Origin of the sequence: Thalassotalea euphylliae, assembly GCF_042682785.1 — a bacterium.
Taxonomy (GTDB): Bacteria; Pseudomonadota; Gammaproteobacteria; order Enterobacterales; family Alteromonadaceae; genus Thalassotalea_F; species Thalassotalea_F euphylliae.
In genome coordinates, this window is sequence record NZ_JBHUIB010000001.1 from 490,850 (window position 1) to 504,249 (window position 13,400).

Consider the following 13,400-nt stretch of genomic DNA (forward strand, 5'->3'; position numbering starts at 1 on the left):
ACTAGGTAACAAGCTACATGAAAAACATCGCTAGGCGGTCATGTAGCGCTTCTTTATTAATTGGTTTCGCTAAATATTCGTCCATACCGGCAGCGATGCACTTTTCTCTATCACCCGACATTGCATTTGCCGTCATCGCAATAATTTTTATGTCTCGATGATTATCACCAGCCTCGCCCTGTCGGATACGTTGTGTTGCCTCGTAGCCATCCATTTCAGGCATTTGAATATCCATTAACGCCAGTTGATAGTGTTTTTCACGCATCTTGTTGAGTGCGTCAACACCATTAATAGCAATATCGCAATCTAGGCCCATCTTATTTAATACACCTTTTGCCACCATTTGATTCACGCGGTTATCTTCAACCAGCAAAATGTTTAGTGCGTCTAATGCAATCGACGTGTCAGCACTGTCTGTTTGCAGCGCGTTCGGGTCATGAATTTCTTTAATGTAATGCTGTGTGACTAAGGGTTTAGCGCGCTCTAGTGCGCTGCCACCATCCGCTATGATATGCAATGCGGCAAACAAATCTGCACGAACGACAGGCTTAGGAAAATAGCCACTAAAGCCCAAATTAGCGAAATGCTTACCATCGCCTCTAGACTGCATTGAGGTCATCATGACCAACTTCATACCGCTAAATTCAGGGTTTGCTTTCAGCCCAACAGCGAGTGCTTCCCCATCCATATTCGGCATCTGCATATCTAAAATAGCGATATCGAACATTGGATTGTTTTGCGCAAGTTGATAGTGGCACTGCTCGATGGCCTGCTGAGCACTCTCAGCAAGCGTTACCTTTATGCCCCACTTCATCAACTGTTTAGCGATAACCTCCCGATTCGTCGTATTGTCATCGACGACTAAGATGTGCAGAGCTGACATATCAACAGAAGGCATTTCAGTGGTGACTTGCTCACTTTTGCCTACCCTGATATCACAGATAAATTCGCTACCTGTGTTATTGCTATCAACGCGTATATCGCCATCCATCAACAAGCAAAGTTTTTTCACGATTGCCAAGCCCAGACCTGTTCCACCGTAGTTTCGTGTTGTCGAGGCATCTAACTGACGGAAGCTCTCAAACAGTAGATGCTTTTTGTCATCACTAATGCCAATTCCAGTATCTTTAACACTCAAAATCAGGCGCCAATTGTCGACGCCATCTTCTGCCATACTGGCGCTGACTACCACTTCTCCTTCATGTGTAAACTTGATGGCATTGCTTATTAGGTTTGTCAGTATTTGACGAATACGGCTTGGGTCACCAATAACGTGTGATTCAGCAATAGACACGGTATCCAGAATGAGTTCCAACTGCTTAGACTCAGCTTGCGTTGCCAGTGCTTCAACAAGCTCTGAAAGCATTTGATTAAGATCGAATGGTATTGACTCTATGTCTAATTTGTCTGCATCTATTTTTGAAAAATCAAGAATATCATTGATTAAAGACAGCAATGAATTCGCACTGCTAGTCGCAATTTTCACTTTATGGCTTTGATCAGGTGAAAGTTCTTCATCTTTAAGCAGTTCAAGCATACCGAGTACACCATTCATTGGCGTACGTATTTCGTGGCTCATACTCGCCAAAAATTCACTTTTAGCCTTTGCAGCCGCTTCCGCCTCTACCTTTGCTTTTGTTAAAGCAAGTTCATTATGCACTTGTTCTGTAACGTCATAGTTCACACCAACCATGTTCGTCACTTCACCGTGTTCGTTTTTCTTAGTGATTGCAGAGGCTTTTAGGTGCCTAACTTCACCATTTGGCCAAACAATCCGAAATTGATTGGTGAACTTTTCATCTCCACCTAAAGCACGACTGAGATGATCTTCCGACACTTGTTTGTCTTCAGGGTGCAGCCCGTTATCCCACACCTCCGCGGCACTGCGTTCAGAAAGTTCAGACACACCGAAGAGTCGGTACATCCAATCGTCCCATTCCATCTCCTCGGTAAGAATGTTGTAGTCCCACACGCCAAAACCTGCAGAGTCGGCGGCTAACTCCATACGTTCATTTTTATCTTGTAATGCAGATTCTGTCAGCTTGCGTTCATTGATGTCTTGGAATGAGCCAAACAGGCGCACACATTTACCGTCAACGAACTCAGACTCTCCTTTTGCGGCTACCCAAATATCGTTACCTTTGGCAGTGACAAGCTGCAACTCGACATGATAAGACTTTCCGCTCTCGATACTCTCTTGTACCAATGTGTTAATAAGATCCCTGCTGTACCCTTCTTTGTAAAAGTTGATTGCGGTTTCTAGATCAGGTTCGTAATTAAGTGGCACTTCATGAATTAACTTGGTCATATCTGACCAGTAAATAGTGTTCGTAACCAAGTCAACTTCCCATGCCCCTATGCGCGCTAACAGGCTCATTTGCGACATTAACTGTTGGTGACTTTCCAACTCTTGTCGCTGTGCTTTTCGCATTAATTCAAAGCCAATCCATTGGCCAAATAGTTGAATCAGCTCAAGATCTGCGTCAGTAAACGGATGTGGATAGACGTCTGGACTAGAGAAGTTCAGCGTACCGAACTTTTCGCCGTTTACCATAATTGGCGTGCCAATGTAGGTTTCAAGCCCAAAGTCGGTATAACAAGGGTGGCCAGATATTTCACTTTGTCCGGCATGATGAAAGCTCAATGGTCCATTGGCATTAAAGGTATGGAAACAATACGTACCCTCAAAACTGAATGTCGCGCCTACTTCAATTTCCCCCTCAGGGGTATCTACGTACAGCACTTTATACTCATCATCATGAATTTCACTGACAATACCGAAAGGCAGCTGGAATAACTCTTTGCCTAGTCCTAAAATCGCGTTTATTTTTACATCCAGACCGTGTTTGGGATCGGCGCTAATATCATGTAATCGCTTTAAGGCAATTTCTGTACGCTTTTGCTCAGTGACATCATTTTGAATAAGGATAAAATTATCAATATCAAAACCATTACTCGACATAGGAACAGCAGTGGTACTGAACCAATATCTTCGATGGTTTTTGGATAGGTTACAGGTTTCACCACGCCAAACGTGGCCAGCTTTTAACTCTTCCAACATGTTGTCTAGAAAAGTATCTGCTTGTACCTGACTCTGAAGAACTTGATAACTTTGCCCCACCAACTCTTCACTTGTGTAACCAAACTGCTGGCAGAACTTACGATTATAAAATTTAATGTTGCCGTCTTTATCAAGCTGTACAACCACAGAGTGCTTATTGATTGCAGTTTGAAATTCCGACACCTTATTTTTTTCGCGAAGTAACGCGTCATAAGTGTCCTTTAGCACCTGTTTTAATGGCTTAAAAATATATCTTCCCACTAAAATCAGTGCCAACAACGACATTACCCAAATGACCATGCCAACGGTTTCGATAAACGATAGGCGATCTTCAGTATTTTGTTGAAATGCCTTTACCGCGTTGTCCAAGTCAACCAAAAGTGCTTCTACATTGAGGCGGTCAAACATCATGAAGTCACTTTGTTCTATGCTGTACACGTCAGCCTGTTTGGTTAAGCTTTTGGCATGGTCAACAAAAGTCGCTACGCGCTCGTTCAAATTCACATCACCAAAATACAAATTGTCAACGTTATCAGGTAGCGGATCGTTTAATAGTGTCGACAAACGGTATTGGTTATCTCGCATTTTTTCCGCTGCATTGATAATTTCGCTCGATATATAGCTGCGTTGTGTCGGATCTGTGACTGGGTTGATGTATTGCCAAGACATGAGCGCAATTTTTTGAGACAGCATGCGTTGCTGCCCTGCCGTGTTAATAATTTCAGCGTCATCGCGTTGATGACGATATTGCAAATCCAAGGTGAAAAAAGAAGCGGTCACGACAAGTGCCACAAGCACTAGAGCAAAACGGTAGCGCTTGCTGAATTGGGTTATCAGTGACTGGGTATTAAACATCTGCGCGCCTAAATGATTAACTTATTCTTGTGATGGTTTGACCTTTATCATCTAACTATTGCAGCTAAACCATAAAGTGCAAACCAAAGCTTTTGATTTTGTTACGTATCTAATACGTTTATTGAGACAATAATTTTTCGAACAATTGTTCATATTGCTGGCGCTTTTCGTCATTAAACCCAACATGTGTGGCAACAACTGCACCCTGTTGATCAAGAATAAAGCTACTGGGCATGCCTTGTATCTTGTAGCTACGGGCGGTATAGCCTTTTGCATCGTAGAAAATTTCAAAGCCAACCGGCACTTCGCTTAGGAAAGTATCAGCATACGAGCGGTCCGCGTCTAAATTGACAGCCAACACTTTGAATTTTTCTGGCGAATACTTTGCTTCAAGCGTATCCATCCAAGGAAATGCTTGTCGACAAGGCACACACCAACTTGCCCAAAAGTCGACATAAATAATTTTACCTTTATGTTGGGCGATGATCTCGTCAAATTGGCTCAACAATGCGTCTTTGCTTTGACCATAAGCTACGCTCGACAATGACATTAAAACGACACAAAAAATTATTATTACGACACGCATAGACAGTTTTCCCATTCATAACCACTACATAGTAACGATAAATAATAACGGATAAAACCAATACCCTCTCAATTTCAAGCATTTACATTCTTTAATACGAAAAAACACCAAGAACTGGCTACAAACAAGACATCTAGAAAATATTTAAAAATAAAGCATAAAAAAATCAGATATTTGACCAGTAGCGTCTACACTTATTTATGCGGGTGTAAACTTACAACATTGTCAACGTAGGAAAGTACGAGCATAAGGGAGGTTCTCGTGGCAAAACAGGCAGCTAATGGTCACACTGACTCACCTGAACTATCTAACCAACTTGGACAGTTGAGAGATATATTATTTGGTGAGGACAAAAGAGAATTCGAAGCACATTTTCAAAGCATCGAAAAAACGACCACATCTCAACTAGACCAGTTAACAAATTACATCAACCAAGAGCTGAATGCCTTGCGCGATGATATAGAAAAGCAATTCGCGGCTATGGCTAACCAAATTAGCGATAACGACCACCTTCATAGTGAGCGAGAAGACCAACTGCAAAGCTTTGCAGAGTCAACAGCAAATCAATTAGCCAACTTTGAAAAAAAGACCGAGCAAGCAAGCAATAATTTGCAAAAGCAGTTGTCGGACGATAAGCAGCAATTGGCAAGGCAACTTGAAGAGCAATTTACAACGCTCAATGAGAAGATTGATACATTGGGCGCCTCACTGGACGATAATAAAGCTGATCGGAACTTGTTGGCTGACATATTAACGCAAGCAGCAGAGCGAGTGCGTCTACAACCTGAGTCTGACAACGCTGAACAATAGCCATTATGGACAGAAAGTCGGTGTCAGAAGCTGATATTACCAGTGTTCAGTCACTCATTTTGGGTGCTGATAATGAACACATCAAAAAGGCGGTGCGTGAGGATGCGCACGATATCGTCACAAACGTTATTTCTGAAGCTGCGCAAGTTCGCCAGGAAAAAGATGGCAGCGTCTCACGTGTTTTAGCGCCTATGTTAGACAGTGCGATATCGCATGGTATTGAGAAAAACAAATCAACCTTTGTTAATGCTATGTATCCACTAGTTGGTAGCTTAGTGAGAAAATCTGTCGCAGTTTTCTTTGCCAACTTTCTCGAGAAGCTCAATTATCTCATCGAATACAGCTTAACGATTAAAGGACTAAAATGGCGATTTGAAGCTTGGCGACAAGGTATCCCTTTCGTTCAATATATTCTCAAGAAAACCTTTGTCTATCAGGTTGAAGATGTACTGCTGATTCATCGTGAATCTGGCACACTTTTACTTGACGTTACCTCTGAACACAGTGCTTGTAATGACCCTGCACTGACCTCTGCCATGCTAACGGCTATTAACGATTTTGTTGCTGACTCGTTCAAACAAACAGACACCGGTGGCATAGACAGTATAAAAACGCATAATTTCACGCTGGTGATTAGTAGAGCCCCTCAAGCCTTGCTGGTGGCTGCGGTGTCTGGTTTACCACCTGCTAAGCTACAGTCACAATTACAAGAAGCGAATGAAAGCATCCAGCAGGAAATGGGGGAGCAACTTGCTGACTTCTCTGGCGACTGCGAGCCGTTTATCCAAGTTGAGCCCCTGCTAAAAAGTTGCTTATTGTCCGAAATAAATCCCAATGTAAACAAGAAGAAACCAACTAAAGCATTATTTGCGGTAGCGTTACTTTTTTGTTTTGTAAGTGTTGTCAGTTTCCGATGGTGGCAAAACCAACATGTCATCGATACGCTAAAAAACACAGCTCCTCCCGCAGGCTGGCATGTTCAATCGGTCAAAAATGTGGGTGACAATATCCAATTATCTGTCATGCGAGATCCCGCTGCACAATCCATTGAAGGCTGGTTAAACGAGCTTAATCTCGCAGACCAGTCTATCAAGATTCACGAAACCCCCTTTGTTTCTTTGTCACCAAAAATTGTTGAGAAGAAGGTGCAATACCACATAAAAGAGAGTAACGCCGACATAAACTATTCACTAAAAGATGAAACCATCACATTAATCGCAAACGACCATGTGATATCTGATGAACTGCGAACAAGGCTACTTGCTACCCCGGGAATTTCCTCGGTACTTCCTGTGAAACGTGCAGCTATCAACGTAATACCCACAAACCAATACAATTCCGTTGCACAGCAAGTTGCCTTACTTAGCAAACACATTGGCAATACAACGGTATTGTTTGATGTCAAAAGTGCACAGTTAAATGCAAACGCCGCCGATGCGCTCAATGTGGTTGCACAACAATTGACGCAACTTAATGAGCTAAGCCAACAAGGCAGTATAAAACTCGGCGTTATTGTTTCTGGATACAGTGATAAAACGGGTAACCCCATGACTAATTTGACACTCAGCCAACAACGAGCGGATGCTGTCAAAGCCCAGTTAGTATTAGGCGGGGTGCCAAACGAGATTATTTACGCTGTTGGCCACGGCGAACTTCCCATTGACGCGCTTGCAGATGCTGCACGCTCAGTGGTTATTAGTTTGATTTCAGGTAACGCTCCATGATGCATTTCAAAGTCTGTTTAATTGGCGCATCGGCAGTCGGCAAAACCAGTCTCGTGCGCCGCTTTGTTGATGGTATTTTTTCTGAGAAATACCTAACCACTATCGGTGTCAAAATTGATAAAAAAGTCGTCGCAATAGAGGAAGGTGAAGCACAGTTAATGGTGTGGGATATTGAGGGGACTGATCAGTTTTCAGGTTTTACACCGCGCTTTTTAAATGGCGCAGCAGCCTATGTCGTCGTGATAGATCAAAGCCGAGTAAGCAGTTTTGAAGATGCCCTAGATGTTTACGCAAAAGCACGCCAATCATCAAACGCACAGTCTTATCTCGTCATCAACAAACAAGACTTACCGAATCAACTAACGGATGAACAACTCGCACAAACAACATCGCTAGGCTTCAGTGAAGTGGTGCGCACAAGTGCTAAAGATGGACAAAACGTCGAGCAACTGTTTGAAAGCATAACCCGCAATCTGTTGAAGGAGCGCAGTTAACATGGAGCATGACTTAGTCGAGGTGTTGAAATCACTCGACTGCATAGCGTTCAAATACCAAGGACACGGGCAGTTCGATACGATATTTGGAGAAACATTGTGGGCAAAAAATCTAGTGCCAAGTATTCAACAAGGAAATCCCATCAGTTTATTTGGTCATTCGCTATTTCTGGATGACTTTATTCGAGATGCAGAAACATACTGGGAAAGTAATGATAAGGAACCTTACGATTCGGGTATCTGGGCTGAACAACAACCTAATGGCACCGAACTCCACTTCGAAGCGCAAGCGCTCAATAATGACAACCTGCAACTCCTGCTGATCAAAAACTTAGCTCACCAGTTTCAGGCGAAGCAAAAAACCTTGCAGTCAGCACGTGAAATGATACTCGCCAACGAAAATGTGCTGTCGCGACACCATTATGCGCAAGAAAGAGTCGCAAGTTTGGTATCCGAGTCTGACAATCTAAAGGTTATTCTCGAATCAGTCAGTCAAGCGGTAGACGCCATCAATACCGGCATTATCATTGCCGACAGCGGGCTCAACTGTCAGCTTGAGAACCCCGCTGTGTTTCATTTGTTCAACTTAACGCCAGAACAAGACACACACAAAGGGCTTGGTATCTTATTGCAGCTGTTAGAAAAGCAATACCCGGAATTCAATCGCATTTTATGTTCTGACCAACCATGGCAAGGTGAACTGTGTTGGATGCAACCCCCATTTAATATGAAGTGGTTGATGCTATCCGTTATTCCCGTCAAAGACGATTCAGGTAAAGTCATTCAGTGGATTTTTATTGCCACGGATATATCTCGTGTTAAACATTTACAGCAGCAAAATGAAAAGCTCACCTTGGTCGACAATCTCACCGAACTGCCAAATAGGCAGTACTTTTGGAATGCACTAGAGAGTTTTATTGCACGACGTATTCCTTTTTACGTGCTCTATATTGATGTAGAAAACTTCAAAATCGTTAACGATGATTTTGGACATAGTGTTGGCGATGAAGTCTTGTTCTTGATTTCCGAGCAATTGCGTAAAACCACCAAAAAGGATGATGTGGTAGCGCGCATAGGAGGCGATGAATTCGGGATTATTTTACAAGGCGTTAACGATGAAAATCGCTGTAAAAAAGTATTGGACCGTCTGGTTTCACTTAATTTGTCGCATTTTCTCAAGAATAAAATTAACACCCTGAATGTTTCGTTAAAAATTGGTGCCGCTGGCTTCCCAGCACACGGAAACAGCGTAGAGCGTTTAATACGATGTACTGATATAGCGGCAAGTCACGCGAAAGATACGAAGGGCCTAGCGTATGCGTTTTACAGCCAAGAAATGGAGAATGAGTCCAAACGTAAAATCAAATTAAAAAAAGAGCTAGAACAAGCGTTAGAACAACACCAATTCGAACTTTTCTTCCAGCCTATCTACTTTACACCTGACAAGCGTATTGCCAAAGTTGAAGTACTAGTACGTTGGAACCACCCCGAACTTGGCCTTGTAATGCCAGGTCACTTTATTCCCATCGCAGAAGAAACTGGCCTGATCATACCGCTAGGTAAATGGATTTTTGAGCAAGCCTGCCAAGCACTTGGCGAACTCAATTACAGAGGCTACGACATTGGCATGGCTATTAACCTGTCACCAAAACAATTCAGCGACCACTCACTCGCACCGTTTATTGAAGACACGATTGAATCATTCAATGTCAGCGCAGAAAAGCTTGAGTTAGAGGTAACTGAAGGACTACTCATTTACAACTTCGATTCTGTGCTTGCACAACTCAAAGCACTACGTAAAGTAGGTATCGGCTTATCAGTAGATGATTTTGGTACTGGCTATAGCTCACTCTCGTATTTAAAGCGCCTCCCCATTGACGCGTTAAAGATTGATCGTTCGTTCGTTATGGATTTAGCAAACGACAGTAATGATATGGCGATTGTCTCAGCTGTTATAGCGATGGCGCACAAGTTAAATTTAGCTGTGGTTGCCGAAGGCGTGGAGCAAAATACCCAGTTAGAATTTCTCGCTGACAATCAGTGTGACTTTATTCAAGGGTTTTTATTATGTAAGCCGCTACCCTTTGAAAAATTATGTAGCGTGCTGACACAGAACCAATAATCTACTAGCAACTTAATGTGATTTAGGCATTGATAACATTAAATTTATTAAGAAATTTACCTTTTTTATAAAAGTCATCTATAACTCTATTAATGCGGTTAAAAAATATCTAAAAATAATCTGGTGTCTACTGAACTAATTTTTCTTGTTCTCCGTTCATATGGTTGAGACGACACCTGTCTATCAGTGAATGTACAAATAAAAATACCTAAGTGGCGTGCATGTTAAAGAGCCACTTAGTTAAGCCTCTGCGGAAGTATTAGGGAGGCATTTACGTCATGAAACGTAGTCATAAGAAGGATGCAGCTATGCACAAGAAAACACTATTAAGCACAACACTAGCCTCGATACTTTGCGCATCAAGCTTTTCAGCAATGGCAAATTTAGATGATATTCCCGACACCTCAGTAAAATCAGGTAAAGGGTTCCACGGTATGATTGGTGCTGGTGCACTTAATGTGCCTGAATACGTGGGTGGTGACGACGCAGAGACTGAAGCAGTTCCGCTGATTAATGTAGACTACAATGACACACTATATTGGAAGTTTAACCGCGGCGGCTGGTGGTTCTGGAAGCCAGGCAAAGGTGATATTCGCGTAGGTCTTGAGGTTGGTATGCGCCAAGGCTGGGAGCGTGACGACTTAAAATCTAGCCTCAATTTTGACATTTCAGGGCCTCAGTACAAAGAAGTTGAGAACGCTATCCTCGCTGGTGTTAATGTGGCTTATCACAGTGGTCGTTTTACAGCAGAGCTTTCTTTATTGGGTTCATCAGCAGATGAGAACTTTTATGATGAAGAACCTGGTACTGAAATTGTTCTACGCACGTCATATACCTTTATTGCAACCAAGCAGTTTTCTTTGACAGCCTCAGCCAAAGTGGAAGCCCTAAGTGAAGACACGGTCAACTACTTCTATGGTATTAACGGATACGAAGGTGACTCTACCACCAACTTTAGTGTAGGCGCTTTAGCCACATATCGCTTTAGCAAACAGTGGCTGGCACTAGCAGGGGCAAATTTCACATCGCTAGGCGATGAAATAAAAGATAGCCCTATTGTTGCCGATGATAGCCAAACAGCAGCGTTAGTTGGTGTAGCTTACACCTTTTAACAAATAGGAATATGTAAAAAGCACAACACATGTTGTGCTTTTTTTGTGCCTGAAACACTTTTGGTTATGCGCTGTCAGCTAATTAGGCTTAGCGACATACAAATAGGCGGCTTACAACACGGTCACCTATTCAATTAGCTTTTTTAAAAACAACAAGCGTCCATATACACCTTAAACTATAAAGCTTTGAAGCGTAAACCTGGCTAGCCAAATAACGAAAAGCTATTAGTAAGTCATTATATTTGTTTACAAAATAAGCAATCGTGCCTAGATTTAGATAAGACAACAACAAAAATAGGCATAGGTATTCATATGAAGTTTGTAAAAACTGCGCTTGCATCAATAAGCTTAGTTGCGCTTCTTAGCGCTTGTGGTTCAACTCAACCGGAAGAGAAAGAAGTTAAACATTCTGGTTTCCTCAGCGATTACTCTCAAATGAAGGTAGTCGATAAAGATGATGACTCCATCAACTATGTTTATGACTCAACCATCGACCGCTCTAAATACAAAAAAGTCATCATAGAGAGTATTGATTACTATCCCAAAGCTCCTACCAGCAAACAAATGTCAGATAAGGTAAAAAAAGAAATAGAGCAATTTGTTGAAAAAAACATGACAACAATCGTGGGTAAAAAATACGAAATAACGGACCAAAAAGGTCCTGATACTTTTGTACTTCGCTCAGCGATTACTGGCTTAACTATCGATGACAAAGAACTATCTGCATACCAATATATTCCTATCGCCTTCCTAGTTACGGCAGCCTCTGGTGGCCTTAGCGATATGAGTGTCAAAATTAAAATAGAAGCAGAAGCATTAGACTCTGAATCAGGCAAGGTCATTACCTCGTTTACCAAGCTTGATGCAGGTGAAACCTTAGCTGGCGAAGATACTCAACTAGAGTTTAAGCATGTTGAGCCGCTATTAACAAAATGGTTTAAAGCATTAGACACACGTGTTAATCAGTAACTCTTATACCACTGACTAACGTTCAAAGGCGGTTTATTACCGCCTTTTTTGTATTTGTTTTTGCACCTACTTTTAGAGCTAAAGCGACGCTCACACTATCCTGAGACTTATTGCTATTCGCCCCTATTTATATCGATCTACCCGCGTTGTTCGTCCGTAAATCTAGACAAATACATCAATTAACACACACGTGACTGAAATTAACCTAGTCTGGTTCAAGCGTGATCTTAGACTTCGAGACCATGCTCCGCTCTATCAGGCCTGTCAGCAAGAGACTCCCTTGCTGTTGCTTTATATTGTCGAGCCGATACTCGAAGCAGATGAGCATATGGACATTCGCCACTGGCGCTTTATCTTTCAATCGTTAAAAGATTTAAATCACCAACTCGAACAATACAACACACGCATAGTCATTGCGCACGGTGATGCTGTTACCGTATTAAACGATATCCATCAATGCATGCCCATCAATCAGCTTTTTAGTTATCAAGAGGTTGGATTAGACCATACCTTTTCAAGAGACAAAGCGGTTTCCAAATGGTGCACTCAACATTCTGTAACATGGCATGAACACCCATATGCGGCCGTTATTAGAGGTAAGCGCAATCGAATAGGCTGGGATAAATACTGGCATAATGTCATGCGTGCCCCTGTTCTATTAGCAGATCTAGAAAATACTCAATGGCTTGATGAAAAGCACTTAGCCCCATTGAAACACTTAGAAAAATCAATTTGTGAGGAATGGCAAACAGAAGCCCCTAACTTTCAACAAGGGGGTGTTACGTGGGCGTACCGCACAATGGCGTCATTTTTTGCAGAGCGCGGACAAAACTACCATCGCTTTATTTCTAAGCCAGAGCTCAGCCGTAAAGCGTGTTCACGCATGTCGCCCTATTTGGCTTGGGGAAATATTAGCTTACGAGAGCTCTATCAAGAACTACTCAGCCACTGGCAACGAAAGGGCTGGCGTCGGGCTCTTGCCGCGTTATCCTCGCGACTGCATTGGCATTGTCACTTCATGCAAAAATTTGAGAGTGAATCTAGCATGGAGTTTAAACCGGTAAACGCGGGTTACGACCACTTTCCCTATCAAAAGGATCAAGAAGAGTGTGAGCACTTATTAGCATGGCAGACAGGAAAAACAGGCTATCCAATGATAGATGCCTGTATGCGTTGCCTCATCGAAACCGGTTACATTAACTTCAGAATGCGCGCTATGTTGGTGAGTTTTTTATGTCATCATTTGTTGATAGATTGGCGCATGGGCGTTAAACATTTAGCACGTCTATTTCTTGATTTTGAACCAGGTATTCATTACCCACAATTTCAAATGCAGGCAGGTGTGACAGGCATAAATACCATCAGGATATATAATCCTGTTAAACAATCGGAAGAGCATGACCCTGATGGTACGTTCATAAAGAAATGGTTGCCCGAACTAGCGCAAGTACCTGCCGAGCAAATACATCAACCTTGGTTGCTTTCTCCAATGGAACAAGCCATGTATCAAGTGCAATTGGACGAAGACTACCCGCAGCCGATTGTCGATATTGTCGAAACAGGAAAGATGGCGAGGGACCTACTTTGGTCTTATCGAAAGCGCCCAGAAGTGCGAATTGAGAAAGAGCGGATATTGCTAAGGCATGTCGCACAATAGATTGTTCCCT

The 13,400-nt window shown here is 42.5% G+C and carries 9 protein-coding genes; 7 read left to right on the forward strand and 2 right to left on the reverse strand.

The genetic code is table 11. The features are described from left to right. Positions 1–13: 13 nt before the first annotated feature. Positions 14–3,916: a response regulator gene (locus ACFSJY_RS02230; RefSeq protein ID WP_386030655.1), complete on the reverse strand. Its 3,903-nt coding sequence runs from the start codon at positions 3,914–3,916 to the stop codon at positions 14–16. A 118-nt stretch (positions 3,917–4,034) separates the two neighbouring features. Further along, entirely contained in the window at positions 4,035–4,502 is a 468-nt protein-coding gene (locus tag ACFSJY_RS02235) for a TlpA family protein disulfide reductase (protein ID WP_386030657.1), read from the reverse strand. 261 nt (positions 4,503–4,763) lie between these two features. On the opposite strand from ACFSJY_RS02235, the gene ACFSJY_RS02240 reads away from it, so the two are divergent. The 7 genes from ACFSJY_RS02240 to ACFSJY_RS02270 all read left to right on the forward strand — a co-directional run bounded on the left by ACFSJY_RS02240 (position 4,764) and on the right by ACFSJY_RS02270 (position 13,390). Beyond that, complete coding sequence (locus ACFSJY_RS02240) at positions 4,764–5,312, forward strand: hypothetical protein (RefSeq protein WP_386030659.1); 549 nt, start codon at positions 4,764–4,766, stop codon at positions 5,310–5,312. A gap of 5 nt (positions 5,313–5,317) precedes the next feature. Further along, positions 5,318–7,036, forward strand: a complete 1,719-nt coding sequence (locus ACFSJY_RS02245; protein WP_386030661.1) for an OmpA family protein — start codon at positions 5,318–5,320, stop codon at positions 7,034–7,036. Further along, positions 7,033–7,530: a Rab family GTPase gene (locus ACFSJY_RS02250; RefSeq protein WP_386030663.1), complete on the forward strand. Its 498-nt coding sequence runs from the start codon at positions 7,033–7,035 to the stop codon at positions 7,528–7,530. Before ACFSJY_RS02245 ends, ACFSJY_RS02250 begins: the two co-directional genes overlap by 4 nt. A gap of 1 nt (position 7,531) precedes the next feature. Further along, complete coding sequence (locus ACFSJY_RS02255) at positions 7,532–9,652, forward strand: putative bifunctional diguanylate cyclase/phosphodiesterase (RefSeq protein ID WP_386030665.1); 2,121 nt, start codon at positions 7,532–7,534, stop codon at positions 9,650–9,652. A 278-nt stretch (positions 9,653–9,930) separates the two neighbouring features. After that, positions 9,931–10,764, forward strand: coding sequence for a MipA/OmpV family protein (locus tag ACFSJY_RS02260; RefSeq protein ID WP_386030667.1), 834 nt, complete (start codon positions 9,931–9,933; stop codon positions 10,762–10,764). 312 nt (positions 10,765–11,076) lie between these two features. After that, a complete protein-coding gene (locus ACFSJY_RS02265; protein WP_386030669.1) occupies positions 11,077–11,733 on the forward strand; it encodes a DUF3313 domain-containing protein in 657 nt (218 codons plus the stop codon). A 190-nt stretch (positions 11,734–11,923) separates the two neighbouring features. Beyond that, the gene (locus tag ACFSJY_RS02270) at positions 11,924–13,390 is read left to right on the forward strand and encodes an FAD-binding domain-containing protein (protein ID WP_386030671.1); all 1,467 of its coding nucleotides are present in this window, start codon (positions 11,924–11,926) and stop codon (positions 13,388–13,390) included. Positions 13,391–13,400 lie beyond the last annotated feature (10 nt).

Bases quoted from the DNA above. Each gene is read 5' to 3' on its own strand.
- ACFSJY_RS02265 (WP_386030669.1), top strand. From the start codon at position 11,077: ATGAAGTTTGTAAAAACTGCGCTTGCATCAATAAGCTTAGTTGCGCTT.
- ACFSJY_RS02245 (WP_386030661.1), top strand. From the start codon at position 5,318: ATGGACAGAAAGTCGGTGTCAGAAGCTGATATTACCAGTGTTCAGTCA.
- ACFSJY_RS02255 (WP_386030665.1), top strand. From the start codon at position 7,532: ATGGAGCATGACTTAGTCGAGGTGTTGAAATCACTCGACTGCATAGCG.
- ACFSJY_RS02230 (WP_386030655.1), bottom strand. From the start codon at position 3,916: ATGTTTAATACCCAGTCACTGATAACCCAATTCAGCAAGCGCTACCGT.
- ACFSJY_RS02250 (WP_386030663.1), top strand. From the start codon at position 7,033: ATGATGCATTTCAAAGTCTGTTTAATTGGCGCATCGGCAGTCGGCAAA.
- ACFSJY_RS02235 (WP_386030657.1), bottom strand. From the start codon at position 4,502: ATGCGTGTCGTAATAATAATTTTTTGTGTCGTTTTAATGTCATTGTCG.
- ACFSJY_RS02260 (WP_386030667.1), top strand. From the start codon at position 9,931: ATGAAACGTAGTCATAAGAAGGATGCAGCTATGCACAAGAAAACACTA.